General features: G+C 33.5%; 16 protein-coding genes. 8 read left to right on the top strand and 8 right to left on the bottom strand.

The genetic code is table 11. The features are described from left to right. Positions 1–159: 159 nt before the first annotated feature. Genes ACZIYX_RS19225 through ACZIYX_RS19215 form a run of 3 tightly spaced genes read left to right on the top strand, consistent with a single transcriptional unit; the run spans position 160 to position 4,097 of the window. The gene (locus ACZIYX_RS19225) at positions 160–2,268 is read left to right on the top strand and encodes a M1 family metallopeptidase (RefSeq protein WP_462683885.1); all 2,109 of its coding nucleotides are present in this window, start codon (positions 160–162) and stop codon (positions 2,266–2,268) included. 8 nt (positions 2,269–2,276) lie between these two features. Further along, entirely contained in the window at positions 2,277–3,170 is an 894-nt protein-coding gene (locus ACZIYX_RS19220; RefSeq protein WP_462683884.1) for a patatin-like phospholipase family protein, read from the top strand. Between the two features lie 3 nt (positions 3,171–3,173). Next, the gene (locus ACZIYX_RS19215; RefSeq protein ID WP_462683883.1) at positions 3,174–4,097 is read left to right on the top strand and encodes a patatin-like phospholipase family protein; all 924 of its coding nucleotides are present in this window, start codon (positions 3,174–3,176) and stop codon (positions 4,095–4,097) included. 37 nt (positions 4,098–4,134) lie between these two features. Here the strand turns inward: ACZIYX_RS19215 and ACZIYX_RS19210 are convergent, their stop codons facing one another. From ACZIYX_RS19210 to ACZIYX_RS19185, 6 genes are all read right to left on the bottom strand, one after another. Continuing rightward, positions 4,135–4,653, bottom strand: a complete 519-nt coding sequence (locus ACZIYX_RS19210) for a DUF7935 family protein (RefSeq protein WP_462683882.1) — start codon at positions 4,651–4,653, stop codon at positions 4,135–4,137. Between the two features lie 127 nt (positions 4,654–4,780). Further along, entirely contained in the window at positions 4,781–6,352 is a 1,572-nt protein-coding gene (locus ACZIYX_RS19205; RefSeq protein WP_462683896.1) for an FMN-binding glutamate synthase family protein, read from the bottom strand. A 104-nt stretch (positions 6,353–6,456) separates the two neighbouring features. After that, positions 6,457–7,749 (bottom strand): amidohydrolase, encoded by a 1,293-nt coding sequence (locus ACZIYX_RS19200; protein WP_462683881.1) that lies wholly within the window; start codon positions 7,747–7,749, stop codon positions 6,457–6,459. A 5-nt stretch (positions 7,750–7,754) separates the two neighbouring features. Continuing rightward, positions 7,755–8,294, bottom strand: coding sequence for a DsrE family protein (locus ACZIYX_RS19195; RefSeq protein ID WP_462683880.1), 540 nt, complete (start codon positions 8,292–8,294; stop codon positions 7,755–7,757). Positions 8,295–8,826: 532 nt separating this feature from the next. Next, positions 8,827–11,685, bottom strand: coding sequence for an Ig-like domain-containing protein (locus ACZIYX_RS19190; protein ID WP_462683879.1), 2,859 nt, complete (start codon positions 11,683–11,685; stop codon positions 8,827–8,829). Positions 11,686–11,921: 236 nt separating this feature from the next. Continuing rightward, positions 11,922–12,209: a hypothetical protein gene (locus ACZIYX_RS19185; RefSeq protein ID WP_462683878.1), complete on the bottom strand. Its 288-nt coding sequence runs from the start codon at positions 12,207–12,209 to the stop codon at positions 11,922–11,924. 411 nt (positions 12,210–12,620) lie between these two features. Between ACZIYX_RS19185 and ACZIYX_RS19180 the strand changes: the two genes are divergently transcribed. Then, on the top strand, positions 12,621–14,948 hold the full coding sequence (locus tag ACZIYX_RS19180; protein ID WP_462683877.1) for an ATP-dependent helicase: 2,328 nt from the start codon (positions 12,621–12,623) through the stop codon (positions 14,946–14,948). A 66-nt stretch (positions 14,949–15,014) separates the two neighbouring features. Further along, positions 15,015–15,635, top strand: coding sequence for an L-threonylcarbamoyladenylate synthase (locus tag ACZIYX_RS19175; protein ID WP_462683876.1), 621 nt, complete (start codon positions 15,015–15,017; stop codon positions 15,633–15,635). Between the two features lie 10 nt (positions 15,636–15,645). Here ACZIYX_RS19175 and ACZIYX_RS19170 read toward each other — a convergent pair whose 3' ends face one another. Further along, positions 15,646–16,371, bottom strand: coding sequence for a phytanoyl-CoA dioxygenase family protein (locus ACZIYX_RS19170; protein WP_462683875.1), 726 nt, complete (start codon positions 16,369–16,371; stop codon positions 15,646–15,648). 84 nt (positions 16,372–16,455) lie between these two features. On the opposite strand from ACZIYX_RS19170, the gene ACZIYX_RS19165 reads away from it, so the two are divergent. From ACZIYX_RS19165 to ACZIYX_RS19155, 3 genes are all read left to right on the top strand, one after another. Continuing rightward, positions 16,456–17,325 (top strand): AraC family transcriptional regulator, encoded by an 870-nt coding sequence (locus tag ACZIYX_RS19165; RefSeq protein ID WP_462683874.1) that lies wholly within the window; start codon positions 16,456–16,458, stop codon positions 17,323–17,325. 271 nt (positions 17,326–17,596) lie between these two features. Further along, positions 17,597–19,699, top strand: coding sequence for a LodA/GoxA family CTQ-dependent oxidase (locus ACZIYX_RS19160; RefSeq protein ID WP_462683873.1), 2,103 nt, complete (start codon positions 17,597–17,599; stop codon positions 19,697–19,699). Continuing rightward, positions 19,700–20,785, top strand: a complete 1,086-nt coding sequence (locus ACZIYX_RS19155; protein WP_462683872.1) for an NAD(P)/FAD-dependent oxidoreductase — start codon at positions 19,700–19,702, stop codon at positions 20,783–20,785. Positions 20,786–20,999: 214 nt separating this feature from the next. Here the strand turns inward: ACZIYX_RS19155 and ACZIYX_RS19150 are convergent, their stop codons facing one another. After that, positions 21,000–23,093 (bottom strand): DUF5723 family protein, encoded by a 2,094-nt coding sequence (locus ACZIYX_RS19150; protein ID WP_462683871.1) that lies wholly within the window; start codon positions 23,091–23,093, stop codon positions 21,000–21,002. Positions 23,094–23,263: the final 170 nt, after the last annotated feature.

Raw genomic sequence — 23,263 nt, 5'->3', positions numbered from 1 at the left:
GGTTCTATGCAAAAATTGCCACATTAGTATGCTAATTTCGTTATTTTGGCAGAACATTTGGTTAAGAAGAAATAGAAGTTAGTACTGCTATGATTTTTTTAAATCAATAAAAACAGGAACTTTGTCAGATACCAAAGAAAAATAACTAAGCAGAAACAAATGAAATTTATTTTAGCCTTTTTTATATTGCTTATTTCGTGTATTGGGATTGCACAAAAGTCGGATAGTAATATAAAAGTACAGCCGTATGTTGATTTTTTAGAAAGTACAGCTACATTACATATTGATGCAGAAAAAAAAGAAGTGGATGGAAATGTAACCTATACTTTTAAGATTATTAAACCAACTAAATCGATATATATAGATGCTCAAAATATGAACATCCAACAAGTTACTGTAAATGGTAACAAAGCAGAGTATACGTATGATAACAAAAAGATAACTATCCCATCTGATTTTGAAGAATCACCAACAGAACAGAGTGTAACCATTCAATATACGGCAACCCCTAAAAAGGCATTGTATTTTGTAAAGGATTATAGTGGTAACGATCAGGTTTGGACACAAGGGCAAGGTAAATATACCTCTAATTGGCTGCCTAGTTTTGATGATATGAATGAAAAAGTAGTGTTTGATCTTACATTACAGTTTAATAAAGGATACGAGGTAATTGCTAACGGAAACCTTATAAAAACTGAATCTGTAAATGACTCTGTACAACGTTGGTACTATGATATGCAACAACCAATGAGTAGCTATCTGGTAGCTTTTGTGATAGGCAAGTACGAAAAAGTTGTGGAGGTTTCTGCTAATGGTACTTCTTTAGAGATGTACTATTACCCAACAGATAAGGATAAATACGAACCTACGTATCGGCATAGCAAAAAGATATTTGACTTTTTAGAAAAAGAAATAGGATATGCTTTTCCTTGGCAAAATTATAAGCAAATTCCTGTAAAAGACTTTTTGTATGCCGGGATGGAAAATACTGGGGCCACTATTTTTTCGGATGCTTTTGTCGTAGACGAAACCGCTTTTGTAGATCAAAATTATATAAATGTTAATGCACACGAATTAGCACATCAATGGTTTGGAGACTTAATAACCGAAACCGAAGGGAAACACCACTGGTTACAAGAAGGTTTTGCTACGTATTACGCGCTTTGGGCAGAAAAAGAAATTTTTGGTGAAGATTATTTTTTATATAAATTATACGAAAGTGCAGAGCAACTTACCGAATTGTCCAAAACAAAAAGTGCTACTTCTTTACTAGATCCCAATGCAAGTTCGTTAACTTTTTACCAACGGGGAGCCTGGGCAATACATGCTCTTAGGAATCTGATCGGTGATACCAGTTTTAAAATTACGGTTCATAATTTTTTGGAAAAATACAAGTTCGCCAATGCTACTACAGAAGATTTTATAGCAGTGGCAGAAGAGGTTAGCAAGACAGATTTAAGTACATTTAAGAAATTATGGATGGAGAATGTGAAATTTCCTTCGCAAGAAGCATTGGATATTCTGGCAAAATCACAATTTATTAAAGATTATTTAAGTCTGGCACAAGAGCGAACCCAACCTTTGGCAGGAAAATGGAGTATGTTGGCAAAAGCACTTAATCTGCCAACAAATGATTATATGGGGCAAGAGGTTATTTATCAGTTAGGAGGGGATACCTCTCCAGAAGTAATCGCGTTGTATGATAAAGCTTTTGAGACGAATAACATTTTTGTTCGTCAGGCTATTGCAAATACATTAAGTACCGTTCCAAAAGATTTGCAAGCACAATACGAATCGTTATTAAAAGACCCATCTTATGCCACAATAGAGGCAGCATTATATCACTTATGGTCTGGTTTTCCTGAAAAAAGGAAAGAATATCTGGATGCAACAAAAGAGGTTATAGGGTTTGCCAACAAAAATGTTAGAATGTTATGGCTGATTCTTGCTCTGAGTACACCAGATTATCATACCGATCAGCATCAAAAATATTATATAGAGTTAGCAGGGTATACCTCTTTAAAATATAGTTTTAGCACTCGCGAAAATGCTTTTACTTATTTAGAAAGCCTACAGGCATTTTCAGACAATTCATTAGTCTCTCTTGTAGAAGGAGCTACGCATTATAATTGGCGTTTTAGGGATTTTTGTAGAAAAATACTCGATAAATTACTACAAGATGAAAAATATAAAAAGAAATATGTAGTTTTAATAAATAGTTTACCAAAAGATCAACAAGATTTTTTAGAAAAAAAAATAACCCCATAATATAAAATATGCGTGCATTGGTAATTTCCGGAGGCGGTAGTAAAGGAGCTTTTGCAGGTGGCGTTGCACAATACTTAATTCAGGATTTAGGAAGGAAATACGATCTTTTTCTTGGAACCTCTACAGGTAGCTTATTGGTTTCTCATCTGGCATTATCAAAAATTGAAGAAATCAAAAACTTTTATACCTCAGTAACTCAAAATTCTATTTTTAAAAACTGCCCGTTTACTGTTAAAAAGAAAAGGGGATATACCAACATAAGTATTAATCATTTTAATGTTTTACGTAATTTATTGAAAGGCAATAAATCTTTTGGAGATAGTAGTAACCTTAGAGAACTTATTGAAAATGCTATTTCTGAGCCTTTTTTTGAAGAGTTACAATCTAGCGATAAAGATGTAATTATTACAGTAACAAATTTGTCTGCTAATGAAGTAGAATATAAATCGATAAAAGAATGCTTATATAAAGATTTTTTAGACTGGATATGGATATCCTGTAATTACCCTCCTTTTATGAGTTTGGTAAGAAAAAACAATTGTGATTATGTAGATGGTGGTTTGGGATCTATGGTTCCTATTGAAGAAGCAATACGCAGGGGAGCAACAGAGTTGGATGTAATTGTATTAGAAACAGAAATTAATTATTTAAACCGAATGCCTACTAAAAATCCTTTTTCGTTAATAACCAATATGGTAGATTTTATGATGGACAGGATAGAGCATCAAAATATTAGAATAGGTAAATTTAAAGCTTTACAAGAAAATGTAGCACTGGATTTGTATTATACACCAACGGTGCTTACTACAAACTCATTGGTTTTTGATAAAGAAAAAATGACGCAATGGTGGGCAAAAGGGTATAAGTTTGCAAAACAAAAAAATATTTCTAATCCAATATAAAATATGCGGGCACTAGTAATTTCGGGTGGAGGAAGTAAAGGAGCTTATGCAGGGGGAGTAGCACAATATTTAATCCAAAAGCAAGGTAAAGAATATGATATATTTTTAGGTACTTCGACAGGAAGCCTTTTAATTTCTCAATTGGCTTTGGGCAACATCGATAAGATGTATGATATATATACCAACGTTAATCAAAATACTATTTTTAATGTCAATCCTTTTGTGGTAAGAAAAAAAGGAGACAGAGAATATGTGTCGATCAATTTTTTTTCATCATTATGGCAGTTCATAAAAAGGAAACGAACCTTTGGTGAAAGTAAAAATTTACGAAGATCTATACGAAGAAATTTTTCGGAAGCCGAATTTAACCTGGCACGTAAAAAAGTAAAGGATGTTGTTGTAACCGTGTCTAATCTAACTAAAAACAAAACAGAATATAAATCTATAAATGATTTTTCGTATGAAGATTTTTGCGACTGGATCTGGATATCGTGTAATTATGTTCCTTTTATGAGCTTGGTTACCAAAAATGGCTGTGAATATGCAGATGGTGGTTTTGGATGTATGGTACCTATACGGGAAGCAATACGGCGGGGAGCAACAGAGGTAGATGCTATTATTTTAGAGTCCGAAAATATGGAACACAATAAAGTATTAGGAAAAAATCCGTTTTCTCTTATGGTAAATCTGTTTAGTTATATGCTGGATCAGGTTGAAGGTCATGATACAGTGGTTGGAAAATTAGCAGCAATTAATAAAAAAGTACCGTTAAACTTATATTATACCCCATCCAAACTTACTGAAAATTCTTTGGTTTTTAACAAAAAACTTATGGGAAGCTGGTGGAGACAAGGGTATGAATATGCAGCAAAAAAAGCAGAACTGGCAGAAGAAAATAAACTTAAAAATATAGACATGGCAGGGTAGCCTGTATATATTATGTTACTTTTAAGGATAAACGGGATTAAAAAACATCGCTTATTTCTTCCTTGATAAAAGCTAAAGCAGTATCACTGGGAGCTCCTTTTTCTATAAGTTCGGTAAGAATTACTTCTCTCATCTTATTTGCAGAATCTACATCTTCATTTAATGTGGTTTTTCTAATTAAAGCTATAGTAGCATTTTTAGTAGCTTTAATAGTGTTCCAACATTCATCAGAGATGTAGATTTGTTGGGTAAGATTATGCTCAAATTCTTGATCGATAGTACTTGTTAATAAATACTCATAGTCTTTTTTGTTTTCTCCCAAAGGGGATACCCTAATAAGCAAATTACCTGGTGAAATTCGTTCTAGCAACAAAACCATACGTTCGTATGCTTGTAGTTTAAGGGGTAAAGCTTGTTTTTGATTTTCTCTGTGCAACAAGAACCTTCGGCGTTTTTCTTCATTATCTGTATGTGTTTTGAAAAAATACAAAGCAAGTAATGTAATTAACAGAGCAGGAACTAAAGAGATAATTAAAGGTAAAATTTCGATTTTCATGTATGGTCAGATATTATTTTTTATATTCAAAAGTAATATAATTACTTGTTTAACCCCTTATAGTTACCTTAAAAAAAACATATCTTATGAGTTTTTACAGGATAAGTTGGCAAGGTTATTAAATTGGTTATTTTGTTTGATTTTTATAGTCCCCACCCAAATAAGTACATTCTTTCAGATCTTTTGCACAGGTATATTCTACAGGGTTTTTGGTATATTTAAAAGACTCTTCCAGTGTTTTAGTAAGTTCTCCGTCATCTACATTAAGATCTATATCCTGCATGGTAAATTGACAAGGGTGCTCATATCCTGTAGCATGTGTTATTTCTATAAACTCTTTTCTAAAAGTTTTAAAGTATTGTGCCAGGCGATCTGATTTTAAAGGAATATCAATTCCTTTTTGCAACCATTTACTTTGTGTTGCTATTCCGCTGGGGCATCTATTGGTATGGCATACTTGTGCTTGTATACAACCAATACTCATCATAGCTTCGCGGGCAACATTTATACAATCTACCCCCATTGCAAATGCCATAGCTGCTTTTGCAGGAAATCCTAATTTTCCACTACCAATAAAAACCACTCTGTCTGTAAGGTTATATTTCTGAAAAATTTTATAAATAGCTGTAAATCCATATACCCATGGTAAAGATACATGGTCTGCAAAACTAGGAGGAGCAGCACCTGTACCACCTTCGCCACCATCTATAGTAATAAAATCAGGTCCTCTGTCGGTTTCTACCATTAGTTTAGCTAGAAGTTCCCATTGCTCGGTTTTTCCTATTGCAGCTTTAATTCCTACAGGAAGCCCGGTTTCTTTTGCGATATCTTCAATAAATTGTAAAAGCTCCGGAACATTTGTAAATGCCTTATGTGAAGAAGGGGAGAGTACGTCTTTTCCAACTTCAACACCTCTGATCTCTGCAATCTGGGGAGTAATTTTAGCACCTGGTAAGACCCCTCCTTTTCCTGGTTTTGCTCCTTGAGATAATTTAATTTCAATAGCCCTTATAAATGGATTTTTGGTAACAAGTTCTTTCATTTTTTTCATAGAAAAATTACCATCTTTACTTCGCACCCCAAAATAACCTGTTCCAAAATGAAAGATTACATCCCCACCATTGCTATGATATGGAGAAAGTCCTCCTTCTCCGGTATTATGATATGCATTGGCTTTTTGTACCCCTATATTTAAAGATTCTACTGCGCGGGCAGAAAGAGAACCAAAACTCATGGCAGAAACATTGATAACCGATCCCGGGCGATATGGTTTTTCACGTTTATTATAAATCCCCATTACTTTTGCACAAGGTAAAAAAGTCTTATCCTCTTTATTAGGGTGATCTTTATCCATTTTGTATGGTATCATACAATTTTTTATAAAAATATGCTGGTGTTGATATATATCCCTATCGGTACCAAATCCCTCATAATTGTTTTCGTTTTTTGAAGAGGCATAGACCCATCCTCTTTCAATTCTGTTAAAAGGAAGTTCCTCTCGATTATTAGCTACCAGATATTGCCTCATTTCCGGACCAATACTCTCTAATAAATACCTAAGATGACCGATAATAGGAAAGTTATGGCTAATAGTATGTTTTTTGTTTAAAAACATATCCCGAATAGCTACTAATGCTAAAGCAATAATGATCCATACCCACCAGGATATCGAACCTAAAAAATTAAATATATTTTCCATTTTAATCCACATTGTAGAGTTTAATTCTCTAAGGCTTACTTCGAAAACAAAATATATTTTCATAAGCATACCTCGTGAGGGTACTCCTAGGTTATTGATTTTATCTATTGGGCATTAAGATAATCTAGTGTGAGTTGGGACATTACTTTTACCCCTAATAATAAACCGCTTTCATCGATATAAAAATCAGGGGTGTGATGAGGAGCAGCTTCTTTAGACCCGGGTGTTTTTCCTCCTAAAAAGAAATAGAATCCGGGCACTACTTCCTGAAAATAAGAAAAATCCTCTCCGCCAGTAGTTGCTTTGGATAAAAGTACATTTTCTTTACCAGCAACACCTTGAATGGTTGGAAGCATCATTTTTACCAAATCGGGATCATTATAAGTAATAGAAGTATTGTTTTGAAAAGTAATAGTGGCATCACCACCATACGCTTTTGCAATAGATGGTACCATCTCATTCATTCTTTTAATGATAAGAGTTCTCATTTCTGGATCCAGAGTTCTTACCGTACCAATCATTTCGGCACTTTCCGGAATAATATTAAACCGAACACCACTGGTGATTTTTCCAACAGTAATAACAGCCGCCTCATTAACTAAAGGGGATTCTCTGCTTATAATAGTTTGTAATCCATCAATAATTTTTGCGGAGATTAATATGGGGTCTATTCCGGACCAAGGGGCAGAACCATGTGTTTGTTTTCCTTTTACATTAATAACAAATCTTTCTACTGCAGCCATAGTTCCTCCTGGTTTATAGCGTATTTTACCTACATCTGTACCAGAGTTTATGTGTAAACCAAAAATAGCATCTACATCCGGGTTTTTTAATACCCCTTCTTTAATCATTAATTTAGCACCACCTTCTTCTCCGGGTGGGGGACCTTCTTCTGCGGGTTGAAAAATAAATTTAACCGTACCATTTATTTTATCTTTATGTTTAGAAAGAACCTCTGCAACCCCCATTAAGATAGAGGTATGGGTATCATGACCACAGGCATGGCTAACACCAACTTCGGTATTTAAAAAATTAGCTTTTACTATAGATTTAAAAGGGATATCTACTCGTTCTGTTACAGGTAATGCATCTATATCTGCTCTTAATGCAACTGTTTTTCCTTCTTTTTTTCCTTTTAGAATAGCAACTACTCCTGTTTTGGCAACATTTTCGGTTACTTCTAAGCCTAAACCTTTAAGATGTTTTGCTATTTTTTTAGCAGTTTCAAATTCTTGGTTAGAGAGTTCGGGGTTTTGATGAAAATCCCGTCTCCATTCAATTACTTTAGATTCAATTTTTTCTGCAGAAGCATTAATATCCGGATCTATTTGTTGCCCGTATGCGGTACAAAAGATCATTGTTATAATAAATAAAAATGTTTGTGTTTGTTTTTTCATTAGGTTTAAAAATTAATGAGTCTGTAATTTTCGTTCTGTAATTGTACCAAGGCAGTCATTGCAGATAATGCAATCTTTACTTCTGACAATATTTTTTCTTTAGAAATATTTCTATGTGCAGCAGTCTGTCCGCATAAAATAATTTGTACACCTTTTTCTGCCAAAGCAGAAAGCAAAGGTGTATTAGGATTATCTATACCATACTTGTTTTTATATTCGGTATTGTTTAATATATCATTTGCTGCTGCACCATGAACAACCAAAGCAACGTGTAATTTGCTAATAGGAACTCCTGCATTTTCATGCATATTAAGATATCTTGCCGCAGTATTAAACAGAGGATTTACTTTAGAACTATCCTTAAATGTTCTGCCAATATCAAATACTGCTTTTAAGTCTTTTAGGGTGTCGGTTTTAAAATCGGGATTGTTTACCACGTATGTTTCTCCAAACTCAGAGATTATTTTGCCTTGCTGAGTTTTTTGTTGCGAAAAGGCAAATATTGGTAACAGAATAAAAAGATAGGGTACTATTGTATTTTTCAAGCTTTAAATTTTGGATTCTAAAGATATTCAAAAATCTATTAAAGCAAAGTTAAAATATTCTTTAACCTGCTTTAGAAGTGAAAACCATATCAAACTGAAGGTTGGACTTCGAGAGCCTCAGTCCACCCGAACCCTGAGGTTACTCGAAAGGTTGGACTTCGAGAGTCTCAGTCCACAGAAGATTACCCCCGTTTTTTTATGTTTCATTAAAGTTATAAACATTTTTTTTGGTATTAGTCTATTGTAATCCCTTATTTTCAAAAGTATTATAAAATAGGTGATATTTATAACATAAATCTAAAGATGGAAAGGCAGTATGGTTTTCTACTTATAAAAATACCCCCAAATAGTGTTTAACTTTTGGGGGCACTTCAATTTTATGACTTTTTTAATCCACATTGTGGAGTTTAATTATCCGAGGCTTGCCTCGAAAACAAAATATATTTTTGGAAGCATACCTCGTGAACTTGCTCCGGGGTTATTGATTTCTTTACATCAAACCAAGGCTCTTTAGGTTTTTGGATTTAAAAAATTACTCTCTTATGAGTTTACCTATTGGCTTATTATTTATAAGTAAAATATATAAACCATCTGATAATTCAGAAACATCTATTTTAGATACAGGAGTAGATTGTATCACTATTTTCCCTAGAAGATTAACAATTCTTACGTCATAATCCTGCGGTGTAAAGCCTTCTATATGTAAAATATCATCATCATTAACCGGATTAGGATAGTAGGTAAATGTTTTTGTATCATTACCTAAATTAAGAAAAGACTGATCTACATTAAATACTTTAGAAATACTATTACAGCCACCTTCATTAGTTACTTCTATTGTATATTCTCCAACTTTTGTTGGAATATATTCGGCTTGATCAGCACCATTAATTACTTCTCCGTTAAAATACCATTGATAGGTAAAAAACTCTGAGGGAATGCTTAGTTTTTGATTTTGATTAACTTCAATTATTGGTTGATCCGGATTTTCTGATACTATTATTTTTACTTCGGTTCTGGTTTTGGTAATACAATCTCCGATTATTCCTTCTATATAATATGTAACGTTAGTATCTAGTACAGGAGTTTCAAAACTAGATCCGGATACGATACTGGTACCACCTACAGGGGTGTCGTACCATTTGTAATTACTGTTTCCGGATGCTATAATAGTAGCAGATTCTCCTTTACAAATATTTTGAGTAGAAGATACAGGTTGTTCAGGGCTTGTCTTTACTATTGCTGTTACTTCTGTTCTGGCAGAAGTACAGTTTCCTAAGACTCCTTCTACATAATACGTTTTAGAAGTGTTAAGTACGGGAGTTTCATAGGTAGCTCCAGAAGCAATACTAGTACCGCCAGAAGAAGTTTCGTACCATTTATATTCACTATTACCAGATACCGTTAAAATTACAGATTCTCCACTACAAATACTTTGATTTGTAGCAACCGGCTGTTTAGGACTGGGAGATACAGTTACATTTACTGCAGTCCTTGTACTAGTAACACAACCACCAATAACACCTTCAACATAATAAGTAGCATTAGAGGTTAAAGCAGGAGTAACAAAAGTAGCTCCGGAAGCAATACTTCTTGTGCTTTCTGTTGCACTGGTATACCATTTATATTCACTATTACCAGATGCAGTTAATATGGCAGATTCTCCACTGCAAATATTTATATTGGAAACAGTAGGTTGATCCGGGGTTTGTATGTTTATAAAATTTACTTTTTCTTTTTTATTATTTCCTGAATCGTTAGTTGTTGTAAGGGATACTGTATAATTACCTTGCATAGCATACGTGTGACTGGGGTTTTCATTTGTAGATGTGGTACCGTCTCCAAAGTCCCAAAGATAGGAGTTGATTTTGTTTGTAGAATTATTTATAAAATCAATTGTAAAACAATTTTTTACTGCTTCAAATTCTGATAAAGGCGGATTTTTATCATCTCCTGGGATATAAGTACCAGATATAGTATAATTACCTAAAGAAGCATAATCAGAATATCCATTGTTTACGGTTCCTTCACCAACACCATCGATTTCTATATAATAAATTCCTTCAGTAAGGATTTGATTTATAGATGCACTAAGGCCATTAGGGTTAGAAATAGCGACTTCTTGCCCCAGCTCATTAAGAATTCTAGCCTGAATATTAAGATTTGGATAATCCGGATCTGGATTAAAATTTAAAGATACATTTCCGGTCTCTACGGCAAAAGTAAATACATCTTTATCCTCTCTGGTACTAATTAATCCAAAATTTTGGTTATCGCTAACAATCCCTGCGGGGGATACTTTTATAGAGGTAGCATTAGCTATACCATCGCCATGATCATCGTTTTGAAAACCAACTCCGTTTCTGCTATTAGCAATAATTGCAATATCATCCTGGTTACTTGTTGCGTTATCATATTCGCCTGCGCTCCATTGCCCGATAGGTCTGTTTACGCTCCATCCCATAATAGGGCTCCATTGCCCGTGTCCTGCATAATACTCTGTACTTCCTTGTCCATCGTGAGATAATCCTAAAGTATGTCCGACCTCATGAGAGCCGGTTTCACCGGCAGCTCTTGTAGACAAATTATATATCCAGCAAGGATTGTCTGCACTAGAGGAAAAAGAGTTTAAATAAGCTACTCCTCCAGAGTCTGGTCTTGCATCCTTTGTAGGAGTGAAGATGCACATCATTCTACGATTTACGGGAGCAGCATCAAAAAGATCTCTGCGGGTGGTAACGTTAAGATTAAATGGTCTGAAGTCTTCTGCCATTATTTTCCAAATTTCTGTTATTTTTTGATCAGAAAAATTAGGGGATTGTGCATTTATAGTCGCTCCACCAAGCCACCATGTACCAGAGACTACCTCACCATCAAAGTCTAAATAAATAATACCAGGAGCTCCGGGAAGACTTTCTAATATTGGTGGAGGAGGCATTTTTGAAGCTTTATTAACTGTAGTAACCTCCTCGGTATGTACTCTTTCAAAATCTACACAAATAACTTTATTAATATCGGTTTCTTTAATAAATACCTTACCATTTATTTCGGAATAAAGTATGTATGCTTTTTTTGCACTATGTAATATAATAGTACCATTTAAAATATTATTGGTTCTGGAAATAGAAAAAGTAGATAACTTTTCTCCATTTACCGTTCCTAATAAAGTAAGATTACTTCCTTTTTCTTTTTTGATATTCAAATGAAAGGAAAAACTTTGATTTTCTGTTGTTTTAAAGGTAGAGGATTTACTTTTATTAGAATTAATTAAATCGTTTACAAAATTTTGTTGATTATTAGATAATAGATAAGAGTTTTCAGATTGCCCATAAGCACTGCAATTTACTATAAACATAGTAAGCAATAGATAGTCCAGTAATTTTTTTTTCATGTTGAGTTAGGGGGATGGTAGTAATTAATTTTATAAGTTTTTTTTTTGAGATTTTTTTGATTTCAAAAACAATCAAAGGTTGTGTATCAAAATGCAAATAAAAACATTTTTGCCAATAAAAAATAGTATCAATAAAAATATATTGATACTATTTCTAGAAGTTTCATTTAACATAAGAAACAGGTTTCATACCTCTAACAAATTTAGAAATATCAGCGTTTAATTATAATACATAATCATGAAATACTTATTATTCTTTCCAGAGGGATAATTGTAGATTGTTTTAAAATAACTTCTTTATCTGTTATTCCCCATATAGTGGTCTCTACTTTTTTGAAACCTGTATCATCTACAAATACAATTCTTACTTTATGGTGTTCAAGATTACCCAGAGCAAGTGCTCTTTGTAGTTCCAAAAACCGATCTATTTGATCTTTTCTTTTGTCTAATACATCTTCTTTTGGAAATTTTAAAAATTTAATTTGCTCTTTTTGTACTATTTGCACATTCATGTTTGGGGCCATAAGTGTTGAGTTTAGTTAACTTTTAATAAAATTAGGAATAAGTTTTGTTTTATTGTTTCGATAAATATATGAATTTTGTCTTTAAATATTGTTTTTTGTCTATTTTTTTATTTTCAAAAGCTATATTATGTAGGAAAATTAAAAACAAGTAGTAGGAAAATTATAATACCAACACTGGTGTTTTGTTAATTTTAATGTAGCGCCTGTATGTGAAGCAGTTTTTTAATTGTAACAGATTTAATGTATAATCCGGGTTTACCTGTACATATAAATGATATTGGGGTTTATGTATTGTACCACATCAATTGCGATAAAAATGAGGATAGTTAATAATTGGTTTAAAAGAAACCTGGCAGTTGTTTTTATAACCGTAGTTCTTTCCTTAAATTTCGCCCTTAAAATGTTACTACTTTGGAAGAATATATAGCAGAGCTAAATGATGCACAAAGAGCACCTGTACTTCAGATAGATGGACCAATGATTGTGATTGCCGGTGCCGGTTCTGGTAAAACCCGAGTGCTTACATATCGTATTGCCTATTTAATGCATAAAGGTGTGGATTCCTTTAATATACTGTCTTTGACATTTACCAATAAGGCAGCTCGCGAAATGAAAAAGCGTATTGCAAGTATTGTAGGGCCAAGTGAGGCTAAAAACCTATGGATGGGGACTTTTCATTCGATTTTTGCTAAAATATTAAGATTTGAAGCAGATAAATTGGGGTATCCGTCTAATTTTACAATTTATGATACTCAGGACTCTCAACGATTAATAGCTTCTATAATCAAAGAGATGGGGTTGGATAAGGATATATATAAGTACAAGCAAGTATACTCCCGTATTTCTTCATATAAAAATAGTTTGATAACTGTAAAAGCATATTTTCAGAATGCAGATCTGGTAGAAGCCGATGCAATGGCCAAACGCCCGCGAATGGGTGAAATTTATGAACAGTATGTAGATAGGTGCTTTAAAGCCGGAGCAATGGATTTTGATGATCTGCTATTAAAAACAAATGAGTTGCTAAACCGTTTTCCAGATGTTCTGGCCAAATATCAAAACCGGTTTAGATATATTTTGGTAGATGAGTACCAGGATACAAATCATTCTCAATATCTTATTGTAAGAGCCTTGTCAGATAAATTTCAAAATATTTGTGTTGTAGGAGATGATGCGCAAAGTATATATGCTTTTCGTGGGGCAAATATCAATAATATCCTTAATTTTCAAAAGGATTATGATAACGTACAGCAATATAGGTTAGAACAAAATTATAGATCTACAAAAAATATTGTAGAAGCAGCAAATTCTATTATAGACAAAAATAAAACCAAGCTGGACAAAGTAGTTTGGACAGCAAATGATGATGGCCCCAAAATTATCGTAAATCGTTTAATAACCGATGGAGATGAGGGAAGGTTTGTGGCAAGTTCTATTTTTGAAAACCAGATGCAACATCAGTTAGGAAATGGAAAATTTGCAGTATTGTACAGAACAAATGCGCAATCCAGAGCAATAGAAGATGCTTTGCGTAAGCGGGATATAAAGTACAGGATTTATGGCGGATTATCTTTTTATCAAAGAAAAGAAATCAAAGATGTACTGGCATATCTGAGGTTGGTAATTAATCCCAAAGATGAAGAAGCATTAAAAAGAGTGATTAATTATCCGGCAAGGGGAATTGGCGGAACTACCGTAGATAAATTAGTGGTTGCCGCAAATCATTATGGGCGTTCTATCTTTGAGGTTATTGAGAATCTGGATCGAATTAATTTAAAAATCAATAGCGGGACCAAAACGAGGCTAGAAAATTTTATCACAATGATAAAAAGTTTTCAAGTAACTAATGAAACCTCAGATGCATTTGTGCTAGCAGAAATTGTAGCAAAAAAAACAGGGTTGCTGCAAGAACTTAAAAAAGATGGAACGCCAGAAGGGATAGCCAGAATTGAAAACATAGAAGAATTACTTAATGGGATACGTGATTTTGTAGAAGGACAAAAAGAAGTAGCAGATGTTAGGGGGGCTATGGCAGAGTTTTTGGAAGATGTAGCACTGGCAACAGATTTGGATCAGGATACAGGAGATGATGACAGAGTAGCACTAATGACTATTCATCTGGCTAAAGGGTTGGAGTTTCCTTATGTGTATATAGTTGGGATGGAAGAAGATCTTTTTCCTTCGGGAATGAGTATGAATACCCGAAGCGAATTAGAAGAAGAACGACGTTTGTTTTATGTAGCATTAACTCGTGCAGAAAAACAAGCATATCTTACCTATACACAATCCCGTTATCGATGGGGAAAACTAGTAGACGCAGAGCCAAGCAGGTTTATAGAAGAAATTGACGAACAATACCTGGAGTATATGATCCCTGTAGACAGCTATCGATATAAACCACTAATTGATTCGGATATTTTTGGAGAAGTAGATAAAAGTAAACTAAGACTAAAAAAACCGGTTACAGGAACACCTCCATTAGCACATAAGCCCACCGAAGAGCAGTTACGTAAATTAAGAAAATTAAGACCAGTTACCGATGAAGCTACAGAAGAAAACACTACCAATCTTTTTGATAGTGATCTGATGCCCGGGATAGCAGTAGAACACATGCGGTTTGGTATAGGCAAAATTCTTAAAATAGAAGGTGTAGGACAGGATCGAAAAGCCGAAATTCATTTTGAAAAAGGAGGAATGAAAAAACTATTGCTTCGTTTTGCAAAGTTGAAAGTTATATAGAACAGAGCCACAGGGATTTGGTTTTTATATCATATTTAGCAGTATCTTTGATTTATAACTATTTATATGGCAGAGTTTATAAAATTATATAACGAAAATCCTAATCCTAAAGACATAAAACGAGTAGTTACTTATTTGCGTAATGGAGGGCTGGTTATTTATCCAACAGATACGGTTTATGGACTGGGTTGTGATATAACTAATAATAGAGCTCTGGAGCGTATTGCCCAAATTAAAGGGGTAAAACTCGCTAAAGCTAATTTTTCATTTATTTGTAAAGACCTTAGTAATTTATCAGATTATGTAAAGCAGATAGATAATGCTACATTTAAGTTATTGAAAAGAACATTGCCAGGACCTTATACTTTTATTTTACCAGGAAATAATAATTTGCCAACAGTTTTTAAAAAAAGAAAAACAGTTGGTATTCGGGTTCCGGACAATAATATATGTACATCGATTGTTGAAGAATTAGGAAACCCAATTGTGTCTACTTCTATTTATGACGAAGATGAAGTAATAGAGTATACTACAGATCCCGAGTTGATCCTTGAAAAATGGGGCAATCTGGTAGATATAGTTGTAGATGGAGGGTACGGGGATAATATACCTTCAACGATTATTGACCTAACCAGCGGGGAACCTGTTTTGATAAGAGAAGGAAAGGGAGATATTGACATAATATAATAGTTTTTTATTAAGATCGTTTTTTTCTAATACCAGTATGGTCCATACCTTGTTCTCTTTCTAAAGCAATCATTTTTTTTGGCCTGAAATTTAAAATCAAAGCCCTTCTTTGGCTATTTGTGCTATTTCCATGACTATAATGTAGCGTAAAACCATCATGAAAAGTACAACCACCAGGATTAAGAGGTATTGGTATTGCATTGGTTGTATCTGTTTCACAATACAAAGCTCCGCCATTGGGCAAACTACTATGCTCTAATAGATGTTCATTTTTAACAGAAAGAAACCACATACAACCATTATTTTCATATACATTATCCAGTGCTATCCAACAACTCACAGCCCTTTTATCAGGCAAATTAATCCAATAAGCAGCATCCTGATGCCATGGGGTTGGAGTATTTGTATGAGGAGCTTTGTTTATAAGCATATCAAAGTCTAACTCCATATCATCACCCAATAACTTTTTTGCCAAGTGTAAAGCTTTTGAGTATGCAATGTGTTTTAGTAATTCAGGAGCCACTAAGCCAGGTCTCATTATTTGTGTTATACGTTCGGTAGTTTTTGGTTTATTAGGATCTGTTCCAGCCAGATCACTCCTTAGGTGCATTGTTTTTTCTTTATCTTCTAATAAATTAGTATAGATATTTTGTAATTCTTTAACTTCGGTAAAGTCTAATAGTTGGTCAACTTTTGTATATCCGTTTTCTAAAAATTGTTTTTGTATGGATTTCATTATAACGTGTTTTTTTATTCAAAGATGGGTAAATCAATCTGGTAAATCTTCTAAATTTATACTACCTTACTTTTTTATACAAAAATGAATAAAGTTTCAGAAGAGCGTATTGTATATTTTTTGAAAGATTATAACATTAAGCGATGTTTACAGTTTGGGTATTATAAATACTTCAAAGCACAGCCTAAGTTACCGGTACACGAGCATCTTAATGCTATAGAAATATGTTTTTGTAGTAAAGGAGAGCAACATTATATAATAGAAGGCGAAGAGTTTAGACTGTATGGAAATGATATTCTTGTTATTCCTCCCAATAAAAAACATAGTACAGGCAATTATCCTGAAGAAAAAGGAGAGCTGTTTTGGTTACAAATAACCTGTTCTAACGATCAGGAGGGGTTATGTAATTTGTCTGTAGAGCAATCTGATTTTCTTTTGAAACAGATAATAAATGTTTCTCAAAAGGTTTTTAAAGGAACATTTCAGATTAAATTTATACTCGAAAAACTTTTATGTGAATTACAAAAAAACAATAATGATATTTTATCCAATATAATAATCAATCAACTTATAATACAGATTGTACTAGAGGTTTTGCAGCTTTCCAAAAGGAAACAAAAGGGGTTTCCATTACAAAAGTTAAATAATATAGACACCTATATAGCAAAAAATATGCACAGGATGATTTATGTAGATGAGTTAGCAGAGATTTCAAAAGTCTCTGTAGGATATTTTAAATCGTGGTTTAAAAATGCTGTAGGTATACCTCCAAAAGAGTATATAAATAAATTAAAAATTGAGCAATCAAAGATCGACCTGCTTAAAAAGGATACTATAACCACGGTAGCTTTTGATCTGGGATTTAGTTCTTCACAATATTTTTCAACAACTTTCAAGAAGTTTACCGGCTATACTCCAAAGTTTTATATTTCTTCAAAAAACCAATCTTCTTGATCTAAGGTCAATAAATACAATAGTGCTTTTTAGATAATGAACTATCTCGGGGGCAAAACTGTAAAGGTATCAGAAACAAGGCAAAACAATATCGTTTCGCTGCAAGAACCAAGACTCTTTTTTTAAACCTTTACGCTACATTCGAGACAGGACCTCGGAAAATTATATAGGTTGAATTTTAAAAGAATAGAATACCGTTTACTATAAAATCAAGCTAAATATAGATCCTTCATATTTTTTATTAACTTTAAGAAATCTTAAAACCAATATAATGAGTACTAAAAAACCACCAAAATTTAGAATTTACCCTTCTATAGGGGTCGCTCGATTAGGAAATGGGCCCGCAAAAAAAGATGAAGTTATCTTTAGCCCAGAAATACCCTGGGCTAATTTATACGATACAGATAAAAATTATTTAACTAAAGAAGGGGCAATAAAAAAACAAGCGCAACGATTTTATATTTATGAATGTGATACCAATGGAGTACCAACACAACAAATAGATCCTAAGGATTATAATATAAAATGGTCTGTTGAAGTAGCAAATAAAAAGCCGTTTTGGTACGATTTTAATAATAGTCTGGATCTTTCTGTATTATCAGAAAATCAAAATTTATCCCCCAATTTTGCAAAAAACAAATTAGCACCAGGTATTGGTGCTAAACGAAGAAACCCAAATGTGTTAAACCAAGCTATGCGAGTAAAAGGAGGATATGATTATCGCAAAGAGCTAATTAACCATCCTGGGGTTGTGAGTGTAGATGAAACTGCTCAACGTAAAATAATACAGGGAGAGTTTCCTTCTAAAAAAGAAGGAGTAAGCATGCTTGCTTCGAGTATGAACACATCTTCTAAATCGGTAGATTTGGGGACTATAGAGTATGATGAAGGAACATTGATTTTTTATGGGGCAGATGGTATTTCTGCATCGCTAAATCCATCGGATCTTAATAATGATTTTGCAGACAACTCTAATTGGTATGATGATATTTGTGATGGTAGAGTTACAGCATCTATTACCCCTAAAAAAGGAGGAGATACATACCATTTGGATGATGCATTATCTTCTGCATGGATTGCAACAGCACCACCAGATTATGCACCACAGATTCAACCAATATCTACAATGTATGATTTAATTGCAGGCGCAGCCAACGAAAGTTACATACCTGAACTAAGTTTGGTTTTCCCTATATTTTATCGTTTGTATAGAATGCAATGGGTTAACTTAGGGGACTTTCTTTCTCCGTCTTTTAAAGAAACAATAGATAAGCTTATCGCAGAAGATAAATTTAAGTTTATATACCAAAAAGAACCAAAAGAACAAGCAGATAAGGTAAGAGAACAAGTGTTTGATCTTTTTAGAAACCCAGAGTATGTATATAATAACGAACCTATAATACCAAGTAAAGATAATACCGATATTGTTAATAGAGGGAGCGGTACTGATATACTAAAACTTCCATATTATCCTGGCGATGCTATTGATTATCCAGGTAGTCCCGCACAATGGTTTGCAATTCCGCCAATGTTATACGAACAGCTTAAAAACTGGAGAGACGGAAAATTTGAAACCCCTCCAGATTTTAATTTTAAAACTATTGATGAAATGGGGGCATTTTATCAAAAGCAGTTTTTAGAATCGTTTAAAGAGGAGTCTAAAAAACCTTTATTGATGACCAGAGCAGTTCTGGAAACATTATACGGAGGAGGTTTTCATCCAGGAGTAGAATTAACTTGGCCGATGCGACATAATATTATTTATGCCGAAAATAATAGGGTATATGACTGGATTACAGAGGGGTATTGTAATTATGGTTTTTATGGTTTAAGAGAGGTTCGTCTAAATGCAGCTACAATTACAGAACAAAAAGATATTTTTTATAATGATTTTGGGTTTCAAATGAATTCAGAAGATATTAGAGAATCTATGGTTCTTGAGAATGAGAAAAACTGGCTTTGGAAATTAACCCCAGGGGATCTTACTAAATGGATGGGAATTCCTTGGCAATCTGATGCTGGAAGTTGTCAAGCCGTTTTTGTAGAAAAACAATACCCTATACCATCATGGTGGGCTGCAAATTTGCCAGTACACGTGCTTCCTCATGAAAGTTATCAAAAACTTTTAGACCCAAATATTTTAGACGATACTAAGCGAAATATCTATGCAAATCGCTTAGCCTGGTTGCATACAGCAGATACTGGTTTTATTGGATATCATGCAGAAGGAGGTTATCTTAATGGGCTTATCAATATGGTATATCAGTGGAAAAAAATAGGAATAGTAGCAGGAAGAAAATTAGAGACAGGTATTGAAGGGCTACCAGAAACAGTATACGTTTCATATAGCGGAAAAAATGCGGATGATAAATAAATGAATACAGAGGTTATTATTGTAGGTAAAGGTATTGCAGGAATAGCTTTGTCCTTTCTTCTTAAGAAAAAAAATATTGATCATTTAGTTTTGGATCGTATTGGTAGAAAAAAGAATATTGCTTTGGCAGAAACATTACCACCTTCGGCAATACCTTTATTAAAATATTTAGACCTTCTAGGGGTTTTTGAAAAAAACACAATTCGAAAAACGTATGGATATCATTCTCTGTGGGGAAAAACTACTATAACCGATATTAATTTCTTTTTACAACCGTTATATAAAAATGGCTTAAAAATTAATAAAGAAGCTATTATAAAAGATTTGGAAGAAGTTTGTAAGGAGAACATTGTACGTTTTGAAAACATAAGAAATATTAGTGCAACAAACTCTAAGGTTTTTATCGAGATCGAAAACAATTCTAAAAATGAAACAATTACAGGTACGATAATTATAGATGCAACAGGAAGAAACCAAGTTATTGTCAAAAAAATGAATGTTTCTATTCATGAATATGATAACCTTACTTCCTTTAGTTGTCATATACCAAGGATTGCACACCCAAAATTGGTACATGATGTATATGTAGAATCTTTTAAAGAAGGCTGGGGAATCGTTTCTGGGTTAGATAAAGAAACGAATGTAGTATCTGTTTTTACAAATAAAGGAAACAAGATACAACAAGAGCTTAAAAATTATTGTAATTGGCGAGATGTGCTTTCAGAAACGTTATTTTTAAAGGATTTTATAGTAAGAAAACCTGAAATAAAAGTAATAGGAGGAAAAGCAAACTCTACTAAAGCTAAGGAGGTGTATGGTAAAAATTGGCTAGCGATAGGAGACGCTGCTTTATCTTTTGATCCGTTATCTTCTCATGGAATAAGTACAGCCATTTATACAGCAAAAGAAGCTGCAGATGCAATCCAGGCGTATATAGAAAAGGAAGATATTACAGGGTTTATGAAATATTCGGATACTATATCTTCAATATTTGATTCCTACTGTAAACATAGGGATATATTATATTCGTCAGAGACTAGATGGGCAGATTCTTGTTTTTGGAAAGAGTTTTTTGTGCCAATTTAATTTTTTGATGGCGTGCAATTAAATTGAATTATTTTTTTCAAGATTAAGGAAAAACGCTTGTATTCAGCTTGACAGGGGATCAAGTATAGCACTTGCATAATCTGGGTTAAAGGTTTAAATTATGGTAGAGTATAAATAAATAAATCCTTGAAGGTACTTCTTCAAGGATTTATTTAAAGGATTTAATTTTGCAGTTAGAATATAGAATATTTTTTTATTCTCTTACTAAGTTTATCTCTACTCTTCGGTTTTGAGCTCTTCCTGCTTTGGTTTTATTAGTGGCAATTGGTCGGTCTTCACCATATCCTATAGCAGATAACCTAAACTTGTCCACACCATTTTCTACCAAATAATTTTTTACAGAATTTGCTCTGGAGTCAGATAGTCTTTGGTTAAGAGTATTACTACCGCCACTATCTGTATGTCCTTCTACTGTAAACTTGGCTGTAGGATATTCGTTTAATATATTAATAATATCACCAAGTACTTGGTTGGACTCTTTTTTTATAGAAGATTTTCCTAAATCAAAAAGAATAGTTTTTGCATAATTATTAAGTGTTTTCTGAATTTCTTCAGTAACCTCCGGGCAACCATTATTGGCAACAGTTCCTGCTATATTTGGGCAATTATCATCTTTATCCAATACGCTATCCCCATCGGTATCCGGCCACGGGCAACCACCATTATCTATAGGGCCTGCAACATCCGGGCAATTATCATCTTTATCCAATACGCTATCCCCATCGGTATCCGGCCATGGGCAACCACCATTATCTGCTTCTCCAGCTTCTTCGGGGCAATTATCATCTTTATCCAATACGGTATCCCCATCGGTATCCGGCCATGGGCAACCAAAATTTTCTTGGGGGCCTTTCACATCCGGGCATTCGTCAACTTTGTCTAACACACCATCTTCATCTTTGTCTTTAGGTCTGGATTGATAAACAGGTACTTTAAGGCCAACATATACATCTGCCGCTTTAATATCGCTTCCTATCAATGCAGATAATACAGATCCGGAACCTACATAAAACGGACCAGCCCTAAGTCCTGCTCCCCATTGAAAACCACTATGTTGTACCATGCTTAAAGGAGAATAAAAACTAAACCATTTACTTTCGAAACGAGGAGTAAGGGATACAACATTTGCAATTCTGCTTCTGTTTATTTTATTTTTTGCGGTTAAAGATAAATCTCCGTTTAAATTAATATAGAATTTTTGATTTATATTCCAATCTGCATTAATATGTAATGCGGTTGGTAATACTGCTTTATCTGTTTTTGCTAAGGGTAAAACGGTATAAAAGTTTTCTAATTTATCAATGTCAATATTATCAAAAGTGTTTTGATCTAGTGTATTGGTAATTTCATATCTTTCTTCTACACCATCACTATAATTAATAGATCCAAGATCTGTAAGGGACATACCAAACTTCAATTTATATTTATTGATATCTTTTGGCATGTATGTATTTCCTTTATTGTCTGTAGAAGTGTATTTTTCATGATCGGGTCTCCATTCGTACACAAATCCCAAATCCAGACCTACTCCTCTAGCACCATCAACTACTTCAAATTCATCAAAATCTTCTTCAAGATTTTTACTATATCCATAAGATAATTCTCCTGTGGTATTTACACTACCTATTCTGGTTCCATTTGGCAGTAAAGTGCCATCTGCATCATAGTTTAAATTAACATTTTTACCTACTACATACGCATTGCCAAGTCCTTGTAAATATTTAACGGTAAGCCCCCCTTTAAGAAAATGTTGTTCCTTATTCATCATAACTCTGGCGTATGATACTCCAAATTCTGCCCAAGCATGAACACTTGAAAATAAATCCCCTTCACTTACTATAAAATCTTGATTTTTGTCAAAATCATTGATTATATTTTCAAAAGTTTGACCATTTACCTCGCTTAGGCTATAAAATGCTCTTGCTCTTGTAGAAATAGCAATAGAATTTTTTTCGTTTATGTTAAACATAAAAGACGGGCCAAGTACATCAACGTTTCCTAAGATGTTGTTTTTTTCTTTAGGAAATTTTTTTGCATCATCCTCGATATCATAATTGTCATCAAAGATATCGTTAAAATTTATTGCATAATAATCATTACCTGCAAAAGCACTGACTCCTGCCAGATTAACGTCGGTTTTAAATCTGGAATCGACAATATTTGCCGGGTTGCTAATAATACCATGAACACCGTTGTAGTTATCGGTAAGAAATCCTATGTAGGATTGGGATTTCATAGATACTGTGGCACAAATGATAAACATTGTTGTAAGTGTAAATCTTTTCATTTATTTGTTTTTAAGATTCGGGTTCTTTTATTAAAAGCGGCAAAGATATTAGTATTTTATTAGCACAAAAACTTATTGAGGATAAAATGAGTAATAAAAAAAGGATCGTTATTTAAGAGGCTACTGAAAAAGTAAGTCTCTTTTCAAAAAGAGAGCTTGATATAAGAGAT

The sequence above is a fragment of the Aquimarina sp. genome (assembly GCF_977115655.1).
Note: the sequence above shows the minus strand (reverse complement) of the source record. Positions and strands in the feature narration are given on the sequence as shown.